Origin of the sequence: Chloroflexus sp., assembly GCF_034434295.1 — a bacterium.
Classification (GTDB): Bacteria; Chloroflexota; Chloroflexia; order Chloroflexales; family Chloroflexaceae; genus Chloroflexus.
Window position 1 is genome coordinate 1 of record NZ_DAOTZQ010000093.1, and the last position, 18,477, is coordinate 18,477.

Genomic DNA, 18,477 nt, shown 5'->3' on the forward strand with positions numbered 1-18,477 from the left:
CGCCAACCTGCCTCGTATATGCTGACTGTCCCGGTAATCTCATTGGCCAGGAAAAGTAATGCCCGTCCGGTCAGACTCTGGTTGGCCGGTACGAAGAGAACGATTTCTGGCCCGCTATCCGGCCCCACAGTGTCACCGCTGAAGGAGCGATTGTTGACGTATTGCACGAATGTCGACCTGTCAGGTGTGCTCACATCGAAGATCATAGCACCACCCTGCCGTTCCCATCCGACAAATGCATAGGTTCGACCACCGATTACACCAAGCGTCAGCCCCTCTGGTTCGGGACCTTTGTTATCGCTCCGGCTATCAAAGTTGTTTTCAGCATTGTTACTGTTGAAACATTCAGGATACGTTGCAGCGACAATCCTCTCAATCTGGTCGCCACTGTCGAATACTAACTCGCCATTACCGTTCCAGATCGAGAAGGAACGAGCACCAAATACGTGAATCTGGTCAAACTGACCATCGTTGTCGAGATCGCCACTCGCATTACTGACTGTCAGGCGGCCCAGGGCTGTGTTTGCTTTCAGTGCAGTTGCATTCGGAAATTCGGTAGGATCGAGCTGGTAACTGTTACTTCCCAGGCGTACCTCTTCATTAAAACCAATGTAAGCTCGTGCATTGCCCTCATTAACAGTTACCAGATACAACTGATTTCCAACAGTGTAGGAAGCAATTGCATCCGGTTAGTACATACCGTAAACTGGCCAGGTAGCAATGTTGATGGCATTATCCCTATCATTGGCATCCAATCCATTGCCGACCAGCAGATGATTCTTCAAACCGAGTGAGCGCACCCACTCGACACTGGAAGTTTGCAGGTTAATCCTGGCAATAGCATTATTCTCCTGGAGGGTTACATACGCGGTCTGGCTATCAGCAGTTACCGTGATATATTCCGGCTCCAGATTCTTTTGCACTGCATCAGGATCGCCTGCTGTAGGCCCAAAGATGCGGGTGTCCGTATCAAATTGACTCCGTCGGGCACCGCCAATCTCGAAATCAGCAAAGCCTATACTGATGACATCAGCATCGGTCAAGGCTGAAATATCGCCGTCAACTGGGATAACACTAATTGTTCCATAGGGATCAATCGTGTAGTCATCATTTGGCTCGCCTTCGTTGGCAACTAATAGACGTGCGCCATCCGGAGTGAACGTCAACATATCAGGCAATGCCCCGACCTGAACCTGATTGATGAATTGCCTCTATGCATTAAAAAAGACCACCGATCCGGGATCGGTTTTTGGATCAGCTTCAACTGCCACCGCAACCAGATTGCCTCGTACTGCAACACTATTCGGTCCAGCACCGTAGGCAGAGAGATCGATACGATTGGTGCGAGTCAGATTGGGGGGTGTCGCTGAGATCGACGATATCGAGGGAGTTATCGGCACTATTCGTTACGTACATGCGATTGTTGTTGAATGCAACAGTTTCAGCAGAAGCCTCGCCAAGACCGGTTGAATACGTAGCAAGAAGAGTGAATGTGGGGTGGATTGATGCAGCGAGAACGGGTAGTGGAAAGATCACAACGAACAACAGCACAGCAATGACAAACGTGGTCAATTTGCGTAGATACATGGCGACCGTTCCTTTAAGTCTACACGCGGACACATGAATATAGAAAAGTCACATTAAATGGATGTAATAGCGACGTTAAACATTGATGATATTGATGAGTTGAATTGTGGGCAGTGGAAGTAATTAACCTTGTATGACAGGATGATGCGACAACTCGATGACAGTGCCGTATTCCTCCTGTCTCCAGCGGTAGCATTTGTTGCTGGTGTTGGCAGGCAATGCAATCACCGCTGCATCAACGGCACAAAGACCTGATGCCACAGGGGCACAGCTATCGGCTCACTAACCAGTCCTTTTGCATCGCGCACACGGACGAAGAGCTGGCGGGTTTCGCCGGTGTCCCATCGCCAGCGGATTTCCGGTACCAGCGGTAGCCAGGCTGCCGTGGTGAAGTCGGGGATGTTACTCAGTTGTACCTCCAGTGGTGTGTCTTGATCATAGGTAGCGAAACGCAATCGTATGGTATCAGTTTCGAGCCATTCAGTCTGTATACTGGCCCGTGGTGGCAAATTGAGCGTTACTGTCTGTGATACAACAGTCGTGTTGCCAGATCGATCAACGTAGGACACCTCTATCACATGATCGCCTTCACTTGACGGTAAACGCCAGCGATAGCTATCGTAATACGGTAACGGATCGCTCTGCTCACCGTTAATGCTCAGCGACACCGCAACAATACCGCCGTTGTCGTCCATAGCGTTGGTATCAATACGGATTGTGGGTTCATTGACCACAACCGGATCGGAGGATAATACTGGTGCTGCGGCCAGATCAGCAATTTCGGCCGGGGATAAGAGATAGGCGAAGATGGCCAGGTCGTCAATTGCTACGCCGGCAGCGGGACTACTGGCGCTGAAGCGTCCGATATACAGTAGCGCACCGGGCAGATACGGTAAGACGGTGTTGTTTCGCTCGGCAACCAACACGCCATCGATATAGAGGGCTTTATACCCGTTCGCTGCATCCCAGCTCACCGCGAAGTGGTGCCAGCCAGCACGCAACGTATCCGGTACGCTCAGCAGGTCTTCACCGCTGGTGGCGTCAGCCACCGTCCAGAACGTCCACTGCGCACGACCATCAATCTCAGACCGATCCCGGCGCAGGGCCAGGGTTCCGGTATAGACAGGCGCCCCTTCCGGTTCGGCACTCGTCGCAAACAGATAGTGGCGGTTAAGGCTATTGCTGGGGAAGGTGGCCGGTATCTCAACCCATAAGCTGATAGTTCCTCGTTCGAGATCGAGGTTGCCGGTCGTGGGTAAAGCAACGATGGCATTGTCGCTCACCATTGCCTGACCGAAGCGACCGCTGGTAAAACGTGGATTGCCACTGAGGAATGGGATGCCCTGACCAACTGTCTGAAGCGTGTGACCATCGAAACTCACGGCAAGGCGGAGATGATCGGGCGGTGCGACACGCATGGTGCCAATCGGTGGCGTGGTGTCAGACACCGGTGGTGTGTAATCAGGTGGTGTGAAATCGTAGGTACCGACCAGATCAGGATGCCAGAGCCAGGTACTGGCTGCACAACCGGCGTAGGCCGGGCAGGGATCGGGGCCGGGGCCGAACCAGCCATACGGATCAACCTGCTTGCGAATGCCCCCTTCCCACCGCCGGACTTCAAAGTGCAGATGCGGAGTACCGCTCACCCCACTGGCACCGCTCACACCAATCGGCTGACCAGTTGCAACGCGCACCCCATTGCCCTCGTTAAAGATGGGCGCAAATGCACTCAAATGCCAGTAGACGGTTTCGTAGCCGTTGGGATGAACAATGACAACGCCAAGACCCCGTGACTCACGAAACGCATACGCCGTACCACTTGCGACAGCAAGGATCGGAGTGGAGAACGGTGCATCCGGGAAAACATAATCATGACCATCGTGGCTATTGTATTGCACGTTTCGCCGGTCAAGATAGTCAACCATCTCGCTATTGCCATCTCCTCCGCTATCAACCATCGGGTACATGTGGTCGAAATAGGCGAGATGATGAACCCGCGTACCCATCGGCCATGGTGCCCGTAACCAACCGGTACCATCGGTTGCCACCACGACAGGCGGTGCGAGCTGCCCGTCGAAATAGGTGCGAAGCGCCGCTGCGGTGGCTTTCACTGCTGCCAGCCACGTCACCGAATCACGGCCCTGGGCCAGAAATCGCTTCATAGCAATCCACTCAGCCGGCTCGTCAAGCGAGATGGTGATGGTCAACCCATCTTGCAATCGAATGGTTGGCGGTTGCTGATACGGCCCCAATCCGGCTCGTAATTCCCGGTTGACCCACACGATCTGTTCGACGAAACCGGTAGGACCGTGCAGACCGAAGGGGTGACTCAAGGCTATTGACGGCGGGGCAGGATCGCTGATCAGACCGGCTGTTGCTTCAAGCAGAGCCAGGGTGAGAAATGGACTGACGCCGAAGTAGATACTCTGCTCTTCGATAATCTGTGCCGCAGGTTTCCCATCAACCTCAAGTTCTTTCAAGGGGCCAGGATGGCGAGCGAGAAATTCAGCCACGCTCCATCCACCGGTCGGCTGGGCGTATACCGGATTGGCGATAACAACGAAGCTCACAATGAGCAGCCAGGAGGCAAAGCGATGCATAATTGACCGTATGCAGCAATGGCTTGATGTTGTACCTATACTACCATAACGTCATTGTGAGGCAAAAGTTTCCTGGATGACAAAGTACTAAGGTTTGGCGAAACGGGATGCACTCCCCGCCCCCTTATCTCGCCAGGGGTGAACAGATCATATGGAACAATGCAACCGCTGCCATATCGGAACACCCTGGCACAGGCTTCTGGTTTCCCCTTTACCGCGCACAGAGGAGTGGCGCAGGAAGCTCCAGCACAGACTTCTGGTCTCCCCTCACCCGCACTGCAATATGTCGGGAGTAAGGGCTGGAGTGTCGGCGGGTTGAAACCCTGCCTCACGCCGTAACAGCTCCGGTAGGGCTGCCTGGCAGCGGGGAGGGGGGCCGGGTGGTGGGTTGATGTCATCGGCGGGTTGAAACCTGCCTCACACCATGGCAGCCCCGGCAGGGCTGCCTGGTAGCGGGGAGAGGTACCCCTAGCCCCAGAGGGGCTTCCAGGTCGTGAGGGAGGCTTCAACCTGCACGAGCCGGCAGGGAGGGGGCCTATTCCGGAGGAGCTTGTACGCTGTCAGGCAGGGCTTTAGCCCGCCACACGGTACAGCCCGCCTAGCGGTGGCAAGAGGCAACCCAACTGTAGATAGACGACACCCCTTCCTGGCCGGTGTGCTGCATCAGGATATACTGCTTCAGGTTCGCTGTAACTGCCTGCCTCTGCTGCAACAAGGCATCGTAATGGCACGGTTTGCTAAGATGCGTTCCAGGTCTTGTTGGCGAGCCATTGCTCTTTAGACTGACGCACTGCCCGCATGAGTAGCGATAGCAAGACTAAAATCCCCAGCACCCCATATTCAAGAATCGGTATGCGCAGAATATCAGGTAAGCGATGCCACTCACGACGCACACCATAATAGGTCAATGCGGTTGTCGCATACGTAGCACCAATTGTCCACCGCGCCCGTTGTGAGAGAGCCAGGCCGTGCATTTGATTGATGACAAACATCGCAAGCAGGCTGAAGGTAAACATTGCACCCAACCCACTTCGCTTGTAGAGCGTCGAAACAACCGCATGCGGCAGCACCATCAACTCCAGTGCCAGTGTCCAGCGTGGGTCACGATGCGCTTTTGTGTAGATCAGTGCCGATTGTACGAAGAGCAGGAGGGTATGGAAGAGACCAGTGTAATGCAGCGGTTTCGGATCGATAGGATGATACCAGAAATTATACGTCGATGCCCACGAGAAGATATAGCCGTGAAAGCGCCTGGAAAAGCGGACTAACTCAGGTGGTGGCAAGACCCGCCGACTGCCAAAGAAGAGACCACGCCGGGGCGACTCGAGCGCCAGCGTTAACATCAGGATGAACGCAACAGAGCCAAGTGCACTCCCTTCAGGCACATCACGCGCCAGTCCGTCGTAGGTGTAGTGCGACTGGAGATAGTGCAGGGCCACGCCACCAGCATTAACGGCCAGCGCAATCCAGTTGAGCCGCTTCATAGCATCGGTGTAGGGTAAGCGCTGGTGTTGAGCAGCGTAGATACACCCCCAGATCGCGAACTGATGCAACAGGTACCCACTCCAGGCCAGCCAGCGCTGCGCCGGATGGGGGATAGCTGAAATCCAGCGGTAATCACCGTGTTTACCGCTATATTCAATATATCGTTCAGGCTCGCGTCCAACCAGGGCCGAGAGGCCAACCGTACCGGCACACACTACCGCTGCCGGCAAGAGCAGATCGTGGGCATTTGGTGCAGGAGCATCAACCTCCGCTGCTTCAGTCACCCAATCCACGTAGCGCCGCAGCACCCAGCCGACCAGCGCTGCCCCGGCTGCGGCTGCCAGACCACTCGCAAGTGCCCGCCATGGATGCCGACGCGGTTCAGCCGCTAATCCCGCACACACAGCCCCTGCTGCGCTGACCAACAGGAGTCCCGCGCCAGGACGTTGACCGCGCATTACATCAAGCCAGTACATCGCCGCCATCGGGTTGAAGAGCGCTGCTCCTGCCAGAGCATAATTGGTGCGCGGATTAGTCACGGCTGGCCTCCTCTCCGAACACAGCCTGTTAACGATATTTGCAAAATACCGACATATCATACCACGATTGCAGTGTGCAAGAAGGTTGAAGGTTCAGAAGTTAAGAATCTTTTCGACTGTGTAAATATTTGACTACTCAGATTTGACAGAACGGGGAGAGATGCGTAGGATACGACGCAACACCCTCAGCGCAGGAGGCTCGCAATGAAGACGATCATGATCTACAACGGCCCCATTTACACGCTCGATCCGAAGCAACCGGTAGTACGGGCACTGGCCATTCGCGGCGAGCGTATTATCGCCGTGGGTAACGAAGGTCTGGTACGTGCGGCAGCCGGCAGCCAGGCCGAGCTGATTGATCTGCAAGGGCGAGCGGTTGTTCCGGGGCTAACCGACGCTCACGTCCACATTGTGCTCCACGGACTGGCCCGTCAACAGGTACGCTTGACCGGATGTACCGATTATGCAGCCGCCCTTGATCACATTGCAACTGCTGCGCAGCGCCTTCCTGCCGGAGCATGGTTGCGCGGCAACGGATGGGATCATACACTGTGGGGAGGACACTGGCCAACACGTACCGATCTCGACCGGGTTTGCCCGGATCGCCCGGCGATGCTCTCGCGGAAAGACGGCCATTCGCTCTGGGTGAATAGTCGGGCACTGGAACTGGCCGGCATCACGGCGGCAACCCCCGATCCGGCTGGAGGTCAGATTCAACGCGATGATGAAGGAGAGCCGACCGGCATCTTACTCGAAACTGCGATGGAGCTGGTACGGGCAGTGGTACCACCACCTACACGTGCCGAACGCATTGCCGCACTACGGCTAGCGATTGATGAAGCGCTCAGCTACGGTTTAACCGCTCTCCATGTGCCACCGGCCACCAACCCGACGGATGGCCCCGACACCCTGATTGATCTGCAGACCCTTTACTATACCGGCGATCTGACCATCAGAGTTCTGGCCCATCTCGCCGGTGCTCATCTTGACCACGCCATTGCCCTCGGTTTACGCAGTGGCCTGGGTGATGACTGGTTGCGGATCGGCGGCCTGAAGCTCTTTGCGGACGGATCGCTCGGTTCTGAAAGTGCGCACATGCTGCTGCCGTATGAAGGACGAGATCATACCGGCATCGCCGTCATCCCTCCCGCCGAGTTGCAAGAGATTGTCACGCGGGCCAACGCTCATGGGATCAGCGTTGTCGTGCATGCGATCGGTGACGCCGCAAATCGGAGTGTGCTCGATGCGATTGCCGCTGCCCGGGCTACGGCTGCGCCTCTAGCCCTGCCCAACCGGATAGAGCATTGTCAGATTCTCGATCCTCACGATATTCCGCGCTTCGCCGAGCTGAATGTTATCGCTTCGATGCAACCCATTCACTGTACTGCTGATATGGTGATGGCCGAGCGGCTATGGGGGAAACGTTGCGTAACCAGCTATGCCTGGCGCAGCCTGTGCGCTGCCGGCGCAACACTGGCATTCGGCTCAGATGCACCGGTCGAGACAATGGATCCGTGGGCCGGTATTCATGCTGCCGTAACCCGCCAAACGACCGATGGCACGCCGGATGGAGGGTGGTATCCTGAACAACAATTAACCCTGACGGAAGCGTTAGAGGCATACTGTATTGGCCCGACAATTGTTGGTGCCGATGCCGAACGAAGGGGCCGGCTCATCCCCGGCATGTTTGCCGATCTGGCAGTGCTCAATGGCGATCCCTTCCAGATACCGGCAACCCACCTTCATACATTGCACGCCGAACTAACGATGGTTGGGGGAAACATCGTTTTTAATCGCACATCTCGTTGAGAAAGGGATTGCCAACATGCTGCGTAATCGCGTCTTCACAGCCGTTGTCGGTGGTCATTTTATGATCGATCTGCTGAACAGTCTGGGAGCAGTTCTACTGGCGGTACTGGCGGTACCGCTCGGTTTGAGCAATCAGCAGATTGGCTTAGCACTGACGGTCTACACGCTCCTTGGGGCACTATCACAGCCACTCTTTGGCTGGATAGCTGACCGGCTACCTGGACGCACCCTTCAACTCGCAGCAATTGGCGTAATCTGGATGGCACTCTGCTACACGGGAGTTGCCCTTGCCCCTAACTGGACTGTCCTGCTGCCGTGTTTTCTCCTGGCCGCGCTCGGCAGTGGTCTCTTTCACCCGATTGGCACTGCCAGTGCCGCGGCTGCCGTGCCCGACAAACCGGCCAGTGCAACGTCAATCTTCTTCTTCGGCGGACAGATCGGCCTGGCGGTCGGCCCAATCCTGGCCGGTATTGTGTTGACTGTAGCCGGGACACCCGGCATCGTACCAATTGCGCTCGCAGCTGTCGTACCGGCAGGCGTATTACTCCTGGCGCAGCAAACCGCACGGAGTCGCCGTCTGAACCGCGCTGCTCCTACAGCCAACACCTACCACTGGACAAAGCTGGCTGTCGTGCTGTTGATTGCCTTTATTGTGCTGGTAGTTGTGCGATCATCGATCCAAACCGTCTATCAATCATTCCTGCCCAAACTATTCAGTGATCGCGGGTGGGAACCGGCGATCTATGGGGCGCTGGCCGGCACCTTCATGGCGAGTGGCGCAATTGGCAATGTGATTAACGGTTGGATGGCCGACCGCTTCGGCATGCGGGCTGCAACTGTCTGGCCGCTCATCCTCAGCGTTCCCGCCGGCCTGGCCTGCTTCATGGCTACCCCCTTGTGGGCAATCTTTATCGGATGCGGCCTGGCAGGTATGCTCGTCGGTGGCCAGCACAGCATCCTGGTCTTACATGCCCAACGCATTTTACCGGTGCGGCAAGGACTGGCATCGGGTCTCATCCTCGGCTTCACCTTTGCCAGCGGCGCCATCGGCACCTGGCTCAGCGGCATCATTGCCGATACGATTGGGCTTGAAACCGTGATGATCGGCGTTACGCTGCTCGGCTTACCGGCAGCCGCTCTGGCGCTCACCCTGCCAAGCCGCCCTAAAGCGACCGTCACCCGCGACATACCTGCGGGGATGCAAGCGGAAGTGCGGGGATCGTAAACCTTAAGTTGCTCCCTTTGTCACCACAGAGGCACGGAGGATAGGCATAACCTGGGTTGCTACCATGAGGTGTGATGAAGTGCGTCCATAAGAACTGGCTGCTCCTCACATCGTTCTATGCGGTTATACCACACGGTGTTGATGGCAACGTCGTGCCGTTTCTGGCAGCCAGCCTCTGTGCCTGCTCACAGTATAGGTGGCAACTAGGGGTATGATAGTGCTGTGTTTCGCTAGAGCCTGCGTCGGGCGGCATCAAGCCCCCATTCCACGACGCACGTGCAACTACACCGCGAACGTTTCCCCAGTCCTGGTGAAAGCTACTGTCACTGACCGAATTTTGAAATGAGTTCTACTGATAACGGTCTTGTAGCTGCTATCCACTCACGGTGCTATCACTGTATACATAGGCTTGTTTTCCGACAGACGGGCTAATAATCGTTCCAATGACGGAAGCACAGGAGCGCGGATGATGTCACGAAAATCGGGTTCTAGTAGTGCTTCGTCTGGCGCAGATGAAATGGGGCCAGAAAATAAAAGATCAGGGCGTAATTGCAATATATCAGTGAGATTCATTGAAAGGTCACTGTAAGTCACACTTAGCAGGTTAACCTCTCCGGTTTGTTCAGCAACAAAGTCTGCAAGGTTTAATGCTGTTGAACTGGAAATATATGATGCCAGCATATCTTGCACAACCCATATCGCTTTACCACCCCAGGCAATAGCGATCTCAGATTTAACAATGAGCTGGCTCACCATTCTGGCCCAAATCTGACGCTTGTTAATACCAGGAGCATGATGCTCTTTACCTGCGATAGCATCCTGAAAAGCCTGCGCAACAGTAGTGCGCTTTGACTTATTACCACCTGAGGTACTCGAAGTCATTATCTCGATAATACCCGGTACACCTGAGGAAGCATCCTCAACAACATCAATACCTTTTCTCTGGCTAATGATATATCCTCCCTTTTCAAAACGTCATCGCCAGGTTTGCCAATTCCCACTGACCTGTGTCATCATATCGTCCTGACTAACATCTGCTACGGGCATCACAATATAATCAAACATATAATTAAAATTTTTTACCCCTTTCGTAGAAACTTCTTCAAACTGCAATTTAACTTCTGGCCAAATTCCCAGTTTTGAGCCAGATGGGTAATTCAGTAAATGCAAGATTTGATATGCGACTCCTCGCTTGATAACATGCCCATCATTTGCTTCATACTCCCAGGAAAGAATGCGACGCGGGCAAACTATCCACGGCGGTTCATGTTCGGTTAACTGTATTGAACAAATACCGGCAGCAACCCTATTGCGTCCGGCAAAATACTGTTTCAACGGTGAATTTGCCGGTATATCAATGTGCGATGAATATCTATTACCACCACCATCGCACTCGCGACGGGTAAAAGGGCAGAAAGCCTGTTGTCGGCATTGCTGCGCTGCCGGCGTTTGTAATGATAACGGATAACCAAATAACTCAAATATCCTGGGCATCAAAAGTCCTCACAATAACTTCTGCCAAAATCCGTGCGATGGGGGGAGGTACAGAGTTTGCTACCTGTCGATGCTGATCTAAAAATCGAACTCGACCAGAACGACTACGGATCGGACCACGTAACACGTAATCGTCAGGGTAGCCGTGTAATCGCATGTACTCTCGTGGTGTGAGATAACGATCTTCTGTTGGATGAAAAAAAATATTTCCCCACACCGCAATGTGTTAGAAGGTTCAGATCTGGACAATCGCTTAAATTTGGTAGTGTCCTTGCGTGAAAGGTTACGACGTTGTTCCGGTGGCAAATGTGTTTGTTTAGCCAGATGTGAACCCTCCGGAACACCATATATCCAGCGACGGTCTCCTTGCGGCGTCACATCAAGATGGCTATCTTCGGGGATACATCCATTTTGTTTCTCGCAAGGTGTACCTAAACCCTGTAATGCCTCACCTACCGTTACATATGGAGCCAGTGCAAACAGTGGCGTTGCTTTCGTTACAGGTCCGTGAGTAGGTGTAGGAAATTGAAAGTGATTTGGGGGCATAGTACTGACAATGAATAGTCGTTGGCGTAACTGTGGTACACCATAATCGGCAGCATTCAGTAATTTCCACTTAGAACAGTATCCTAGTGTTTCTAACTGTGCTACAAGTTGCTTAAAAACACCACCCGGTTTGTTTTGCTGATCTTGTGCGTTGAGTAATCCCTTGACTTGTTCTATCAAGATAGCCTTTGGTCGAAAAACTTCTGCAAAACGAACCATTTCAAAAAGCAGCAGCCCCCTTTCGTCGTTAATACTATGCCTTTTACCAATTTGTGAAAAAGTCTGGCATGGAGGACCGCCATAAAGTAAGTCTAACTCGCCAGCTTGTAATCCAAGTTCTACGATCAGGAGTGATGGATCGACCTCACGAATATCTTTCTCAATAACTTTTGTTGTACGTTTATCGCGAACAATATTTGCACGTAATGTTTCGCAAGCATAAGGATCGATTTCAATGCAAGCAAGGATTTCAAAACCTGCTTGCATAACTCCAATATCCATACCGCCTGCACCAGAAAACAGAGATAAAGCAGTAAAAGTTTTGCGCATCCCTAAACTTTCTTTTGCTAATATTTCTCTAAAATGTCTACTTTGCAATTCTTTCGTTGTCATATTAAGCACATGAGATAATTTGCTTATAGATAAATACTATAGCAAGACGAAATTCACATAATGAAATCTTGAGAATAGTAACGTGTTGACTGCATTATATCATATTATGAGCTTGCGCATTTAGCACTAAAAACTGCACCTTGCCTGAACTATCCAGAACTTCAGAGATTTAAAGATCACTCGACGCATCATAGATTACTTCCATCGAGCTACTACGAAAACCACCGTTACCGAATGATATAGCGAAAACTTCTCCTCATCATTGTTTGCGACTTCCAACTCTATTGTCACCCTAAAACTCTCGTAACCCTGGCAGCGACGATTGTATAGGTGTTCCCATAATCCGGTGCTCATTCTTCTGCAACAAGATATTGTCACGTTCCATGTCTGTGACTCACGACTGACGTATTGAGTACAGCAGAAGGCGTACTCTTACATTCCATGTTACACCGGTAGAGCATGCTACAACCCAAATTGCTACCATTTTCACCACAGAGGCACAGAGGATGGGGATAAGCTGGGTTGTTACCGTGAGACATGACATAGCACATCCGCGAGAACTGATTGCTCCCCACATCGTTCATGCGGCTACGCCATACGGTATTAAGTGCAGCTTCGTACTATTCATCCTGACAATCAGACTCTATAGCCTGCTCACGGCATAGGTGACAACCTGAGTTACTATATCAGGTGGAGGAGATAGTTGGAAGGATGTCACGTCATGGAGTAAGTTCACGTCATCTCATCGATTATTGACAAGCCGTAAGATCGTTCACCGATCGCACGTCGTAACCATCATCGATAGGTTTGCCGGCGCGATATGCACCTGACATCGAGCAGAATGGAAGCATGGCTTCCACACACCAAACTATGCGACAAGAGCATCACTGCGCACGACTGCTGCGCGGATATACAACATAGTTGCAAGGCATTGCCTTCGCCGATCCAGCCGGGAAGATTTTTCGGGTAGGCGATCCCGCATATTCCTGTTCACATCAGCATGACGATGGTTGGTATTCCTTGTGCCACCTGACAATCGCCGTTATTCCTTCCCACACCAAATATTGCTCAATCAGCTTATAATGAACAGATGAAGGAGAAGAAAGGAAGGTGTTATGACCACAACTACCAGCAAAGTTCCAACCCGTGCCGAGGTACCGGAAGAGTACACCTGGGATTTGAGCCAGATTTTTCCCGATGTAGCGGCCTGGGAGCAGGAATTGAGTGCCGTTGAGGCGCGAGCGCAAGAGCTGGCTGCGCTGCAAGGCACCCTGGCTCAAGGCCCGGCTCAATTGCTGACCGCGCTGACGCTGCGCGACGAGGTTGGACGTCGCTTATACGCACTCTATATATATGCCACACATCTGAAGGATAGCGATAGCACAAATCCGGTTGGGCAGGGATTGGCTGAACGCGCCAGTAGCTTTGCCGCCCGGATACAGGCTGCGCTGGCTTTTATCGAGCCTGAACTGTTGACGATTCCGGCAGAGACTATTGAGGCGTGGGTAGATGCCACCCCCGATTTACACGTCTACCGCTACGAGTTAGAGAAGTTGAACCGGCAACGCGCCCATATACGCTCGGCTGAGGTTGAGCAGGTGATGGCCGAGTTCAGCGATCTGGCCCGTACACCATACCGGACGTTCTCGATGTTGACCGACTCAGACCTGCAATTTTCGACGATTGAGGATGAGAACGGTCAACCGGTGCAATTGTCGCATGCTCGCTATGGCCGGTTGCTCGAAAGCCAGGATCGGCGGGTGCGTCGTGATGCATTCAAAGGATACTACAGCGCATTCCTGCCGTTTCGTAATACAATTGCAACAACGCTGGGTGCTGCGATCCGTTCGCATGTGATTGCAGCCCGCTTACGCAATTACTCCTCGGCGCTGGAGGCAGCACTGGCGCCGAATGAGATTCCGGTCGAGGTGTACCACAACCTGATTGCAACTGTGGAAGCTAATTTACCGCGCTTCCATCGCTATCTGTCAGTACGGCGTCGCTTGCTGGGCCTGGATGAGCTGCATTTCTACGATTTGTATGTCCAACCCGTGCCCGATGTCGAGTTGACGATTCCGTACCACGAGGCGTGCGATTTGATGCGTTCTGCCTTCCGGCCTCTCGGAGAAGAGTATAGCGCTGCGCTTGAGCAGATGTTTAGTCGCCGCTGGATCGATGTCTATGAAAATGTCGGAAAGCGCAGCGGTGCTTACAGCGGCGGTTCGTATGGCACACCGCCCTACATTTTGCTGAACTACCAGGATCGGCTGCGCGATGTCTTTACGCTGGCACACGAGTTGGGCCATTCGCTCCACTCCTACTTCACCCGTACCCATCAGCCGTTTGTCTATGGCGAATACACGATTTTTGTCGCTGAAGTGGCTTCAACACTCAACGAGGCACTGTTGACCCACTACATGCTGTCCAATGGTGCTGATGAAGCTCTGCGCCGACGCTTGCTGGCGCAGCAGATTGAGGAGATTCGGAGCACAATCTTCCGTCAGACCATGTTTGCCGCCTTCGAGTTGTGGATGCACGAACACGCCGAACGCGGTCAGCCGCTCACTGCTGATGCCCTGAGCCAGTATTATCGCGATCTGGTCATTCGCTACCACGGCCCTGAGTTGCAGGTCGATGATGAGCTGGCGTATGAGTGGATGCGCATCCCTCATTTCTATTACAACTTTTATGTCTACCAATACGCAACCGGTATCTCGGCGGCGCTGGCATTGAGTCGCCAGATCATCAATGAGGGTCAGCCGGCCATTGAACGCTACCTGCGCTTCTTGCGAAGTGGCTCATCACGTTCATCGATTGATTTGCTACGTGACGCCGGTGTTGACATGACGTCACCGGAGCCGATTCAGGCGGCGATGGATACGTTTGCCGGACTGGTTGATCAGCTTGAGCAGTTGGCCGGTTGAGGGTGAAAGCGGATTGCCCGCTTCGAGATCTTTCCGAAATCAATGCAAGGGCGACCGGTTGGTCGCCCTTGCTCACATGCAACGAGTTTGGAAGTGTGCTGATGGATTGGAAGCAATCTGTGCAATCTAACGGTATGCTGTCAGATATGCAGCGTGGTATAGACACACAGCTACTCCTCCGCCCAATCACGTGGCTTGAGAAATTCGGCCATCGCTGCTTCCGGTGAACCGGGTTCGGGCTGGTATTTGAATTGCCAGCGCGCCAGCGGTGGTAATGACATTAAAATCGCTTCGATGTTGCCCCCGGTTTGCAGCCCAAAGAGGGTGCCACGGTCGTAGATCAGGTTGAATTCGACATAGCGTCCACGACGGTAGAGTTGCCACATGCGTTCGCGTTCACCGTATGGGGTGTGCATACGACGACGCACAATGGGCAGGTAGGCGTCGAGGATGGTGGTAATGCCATCACTCACGAAGGCGAAGGCGCACTCGAAGCCATCGTCACCGGCAGGATGCAGATCATCGAAGAAGATGCCACCAATCCCGCGCATTTCGTTGCGATGCTTGAGGAAGAAGTAGTTATCGCAGGTCGCCTTCATTTCACGATAGTCGGCAATCGGGTGGCGGGCACAATAGTCGCGTAACGTTACGTGAAAATGGCGGGCATCTTCAGCGAAACCGTAGCTGGGGGTGAGGTCCATCCCCCCACCAAACCACCAGTCATCGCCAGCTTCAAAATAGCGAAAATTGGCATGAAACGCCGGTACGTAGGGGTTGCGCGGGTGCAGCACCATCGAGATACCGGTGGCGAAATAGGCCTGACCACGGGTTGAGGGGCGGTGTTGCCAGATGCTCGGTGGTACTTCACTACCATAAACCGCCGAGACATTGACCCCGGCCCGCTCGAAGACAGCCCCTTCTGTCATCACCCGTGCGGTGCCGCCACCACCACCCGGACGCTCCCAACTCTCGGCAACAAACTGAGCGTGCTGATCGATCTCTTCAAAGGCGGCGCATAGCCGCTGCTGACCACTCCGCATCAGATCATGCACGATGGTACGGGTATCGGTGATTGTCATATGTGATCTCCTCATTCCGCCGATGCCAGTTCAGCAAACGCCACTTCTGCCGCCGCCAGCGTTTCATCGATGTCTGCATCGGTGTGAGCCGTGCTGAGGAAGCCGGCCTCAAACTGTGACGGGGCCAGATAGATGCCCTGATCGGCCATCGCCCAGAAGAAGCGAGCGTAGCGCTGGGGGTCGGCGTAGGCTTTTGCTTCGGCATAGCTGGTGATCTGGCTCCCCTCTTGACGCAAAAAGTAGCAGCCGAACATAGTGCCGACGTTGCCGACCTGCACCGGAATGCGATAGCGTTCGCCAAGCATACGCAGGCCATCGGCAAGCCGGGCAGTACGGGTGACTGCCTGCTGGAAGGATCGGGCATCCCCGCCAAAAGCGGTACGGAGGGTCGTCAGGCCGGCAATCATCGCCAGAGGGTTACCACTCAGTGTGCCAGCCTGATACATTGGCCCGGCAGGTGCAACCAGTTGCATAAATTGCCGTTTACCGGCATAGGCACCTACCGGTAAACCACCGCCGATGACCTTCCCCAGACAGGTCAGATCGGGATCAAGGCCCCAGAGCGCCTGCGCACCACCCGCCGCCACCCGGAAACCGGTCATCACTTCGTCGAGAATGAAGATCGCACCGTAGGCCTGGGTCAGTTCACGTAACCCACTCAGGAAGCCCGGTTTGGGCAGCACAAAGCCCATATTGGCGGCAATAGGTTCAACAATCACAGCCGCAATCTCGTCACCACGGTTGGCAAACAATGCCGCCGCCGCATCGAGGTCGTTGTACTCGATGGTGATAGTCTCGGCAGCCACCGATGGCGGTACGCCGGGGCTATCAGGCAGGCCAAGGGTCGCCACCCCACTACCCGCCTGCACCAGCAGCATATCGGCATGGCCGTGGTAGCAACCGTTGAACTTGACAATCAGGCGACGACCAGTGGCGGCACGAGCCAGACGCAGTGCGCTCATCGTTGCCTCGGTGCCGCTGTTGACAAAGCGAATCTGTTCAATTGAAGGCACCAGTTCGATCACCAGCCGGGCAAGTTCGGTCTCCAGCTCGGTTGGCGCACCGAAGCTGGTACCCCGTTGCGCTTGAAGGGTAATTGCCTCGACGACCGCAGGATGGGCGTGACCGAGCAGGAGCGGCCCCCACGAGAGCACGTAGTCGATGTAGCGATTGCCATCGACATCCCACACATAAGCGCCCTGCCCACGCTCGAAGAAGATAGGGGTTCCGCCAACTCCTCGAAAAGCCCGCACCGGCGAATTAACGCCACCGGGAATCACATCCCGGGCAGCAGCATAATCGGCCTGCGAACGGCTGTAGCGTTCGGTTGCAACACTCATTGCACAACCTCCTGAAGGACGGGAGCGGTAGCTGGGAGCGGATACGATTGGACAAACTCGACCAGATAGCGCACGTGATCAACGGGTGTCTCGGTGAGGATACCGTGACCGAGATTAAAAATGTGTCCCGGACGCCCACCGGCCCGTTCCAGAATGTCACGGGCACGAGCGGCAATGATCGACGGCGGTGCAAAGAGGGTCATTGGATCGAGATTGCCCTGAACCGCATGATTGAACCCGTACTGCGCCCAGGCCACATCAAGATCGATCCGCCAGTCCACACCGAGCACATCAGCTCCGATCTGGCGCACTTCGCCGGCCAGGCCGGCCATATCGGTACCAAAGTAAATAATTGGTGGTGTTGCCTCGCCTAAACGGGCGCGGATTGTTTGCACGAGCGCCTGGGTATGGCGTAGCACATACGCCCGGTAGTCGGCAGGCGAGAGAGCACCGGCCCAGCTATCAAAAATCTGGACCGCGTCGGCACCGGCTTCGATCTGAGCGATTAGATAGTCGGCAACTAACCGGCTGAGACGTTCCATCAGATCGTGCCACGCTGCCGGTTGCTCGTACATAAAGCGCTTGGTAAGCCGATATTCGCGCGATCCACCACCTTCAATGGCATAACTGGCGAGCGTAAATGGCGCACCGCTGAACCCGATGAGTGGTAAACCGTTCAGCTCCCGCTTGACAAGTTGCAGCGCCGCCAGAGTATAGGCAACCGTCTCGCGCGGATCGCACGAACGTAATGCACTGACATCATGCGGGCTGCGGATCGGGTTGTGGATGACCGGCCCTTCCCCTTTTTCATACGTGAGCTGTAACCCTAGCCCTTCGAGTGGGGGCAGAATATCGGCAAAGATAATCGCTGCATCAACGCCAAACGCCTTCACAGGCTGGAGCGTCACCTCGGCGGCAACTTCTGGGGTTTTAACCATCTGCAAAAAGCCATAGCGCTCGCGGATGGCCCGATATTCCGGCATATAACGTCCAGCCTGGCGCATTAACCAGATCGGTGTGCGATCAACTGGCTGACGACGACATGCGCACAGAAAACGATCTCGCATTGCACTCCTCTCAATCTTTACAATGGCGGGTTGGGTTACCACAAAGACACAGAGGGCACAGAGGTTTTTTTGTTATCTCTGTGTCTGCTGTGCCTCGGTGGTGCAATCCTATCCCCCCTCAGCAGCGGGTCGGGTCACCACAGAGACACGGAGGGCACAGAATTTTTTGG

The 18,477-nt window shown here is 54.2% G+C and carries 12 protein-coding genes and 1 pseudogene; 3 read left to right on the plus strand and 10 right to left on the minus strand.

All coding sequences use genetic code 11. The annotated features are described in order from the left end of the window. The 3 genes and pseudogenes from VAE57_RS18810 to VAE57_RS13155 form a co-directional block, all read right to left on the minus strand. Positions 1 to 1,169, minus strand: a pseudogene (locus VAE57_RS18810) (choice-of-anchor I family protein); the annotation flags it as partial. A gap of 642 nt (positions 1,170 to 1,811) precedes the next feature. Next, complete coding sequence (locus tag VAE57_RS13150) at positions 1,812 to 4,187, minus strand: LamG-like jellyroll fold domain-containing protein (protein ID WP_322822328.1); 2,376 nt, start codon at positions 4,185 to 4,187, stop codon at positions 1,812 to 1,814. 737 nt (positions 4,188 to 4,924) lie between these two features. Then, positions 4,925 to 6,211 carry a hypothetical protein gene (locus VAE57_RS13155; protein ID WP_322822329.1) on the minus strand — a complete coding sequence of 429 codons (1,287 nt, stop codon included), beginning with the start codon at positions 6,209 to 6,211 and terminating at the stop codon, positions 4,925 to 4,927. A gap of 204 nt (positions 6,212 to 6,415) precedes the next feature. Here VAE57_RS13155 and VAE57_RS13160 point away from each other — a divergent pair, with 204 nt between their 5' ends. Both VAE57_RS13160 and VAE57_RS13165 read left to right on the plus strand, forming a co-directional pair. Next, positions 6,416 to 8,020, plus strand: coding sequence for an amidohydrolase (locus VAE57_RS13160; protein ID WP_322822330.1), 1,605 nt, complete (start codon positions 6,416 to 6,418; stop codon positions 8,018 to 8,020). 16 nt (positions 8,021 to 8,036) lie between these two features. Beyond that, complete coding sequence (locus tag VAE57_RS13165) at positions 8,037 to 9,245, plus strand: MFS transporter (protein ID WP_322822331.1); 1,209 nt, start codon at positions 8,037 to 8,039, stop codon at positions 9,243 to 9,245. Positions 9,246 to 9,626: 381 nt separating this feature from the next. On the opposite strand, the gene VAE57_RS13170 is transcribed toward VAE57_RS13165, so the two are convergent. From VAE57_RS13170 to VAE57_RS13180, 4 genes are all read right to left on the minus strand, one after another. Continuing rightward, complete coding sequence (locus VAE57_RS13170) at positions 9,627 to 10,127, minus strand: hypothetical protein (RefSeq protein ID WP_322822332.1); 501 nt, start codon at positions 10,125 to 10,127, stop codon at positions 9,627 to 9,629. Positions 10,128 to 10,220: 93 nt separating this feature from the next. Then, positions 10,221 to 10,739 carry a hypothetical protein gene (locus VAE57_RS13175; RefSeq protein ID WP_322822333.1) on the minus strand — a complete coding sequence of 173 codons (519 nt, stop codon included), beginning with the start codon at positions 10,737 to 10,739 and terminating at the stop codon, positions 10,221 to 10,223. Further along, entirely contained in the window at positions 10,723 to 10,896 is a 174-nt protein-coding gene (locus VAE57_RS18815; protein ID WP_416208455.1) for a hypothetical protein, read from the minus strand. Before VAE57_RS18815 ends, VAE57_RS13175 begins: the two co-directional genes overlap by 17 nt. After that, the gene (locus VAE57_RS13180) at positions 10,818 to 11,897 is read right to left on the minus strand and encodes a DNA cytosine methyltransferase (RefSeq protein ID WP_322822334.1); all 1,080 of its coding nucleotides are present in this window, start codon (positions 11,895 to 11,897) and stop codon (positions 10,818 to 10,820) included. Before VAE57_RS13180 ends, VAE57_RS18815 begins: the two co-directional genes overlap by 79 nt. Before the next feature lie 1,115 nt (positions 11,898 to 13,012). Between VAE57_RS13180 and pepF the strand changes: the two genes are divergently transcribed. Next, on the plus strand, positions 13,013 to 14,821 hold the full coding sequence (gene pepF, locus VAE57_RS13185) for an oligoendopeptidase F (RefSeq protein WP_322822335.1): 1,809 nt from the start codon (positions 13,013 to 13,015) through the stop codon (positions 14,819 to 14,821). Between the two features lie 170 nt (positions 14,822 to 14,991). Here pepF and hemF read toward each other — a convergent pair whose 3' ends face one another. From hemF to hemE, 3 genes are read right to left on the minus strand one after another with little or no spacing between them, the layout of a single operon-like run. Then, a complete protein-coding gene (gene hemF / locus VAE57_RS13190) occupies positions 14,992 to 15,900 on the minus strand; it encodes an oxygen-dependent coproporphyrinogen oxidase (RefSeq protein ID WP_322822336.1) in 909 nt (302 codons plus the stop codon). Between the two features lie 11 nt (positions 15,901 to 15,911). Next, positions 15,912 to 17,240, minus strand: coding sequence for a glutamate-1-semialdehyde 2,1-aminomutase (gene hemL / locus VAE57_RS13195; RefSeq protein WP_322822337.1), 1,329 nt, complete (start codon positions 17,238 to 17,240; stop codon positions 15,912 to 15,914). Then, a complete protein-coding gene (hemE, locus tag VAE57_RS13200; protein WP_322822338.1) occupies positions 17,237 to 18,307 on the minus strand; it encodes a uroporphyrinogen decarboxylase in 1,071 nt (356 codons plus the stop codon). Before hemE ends, hemL begins: the two co-directional genes overlap by 4 nt. Positions 18,308 to 18,477: the final 170 nt, after the last annotated feature.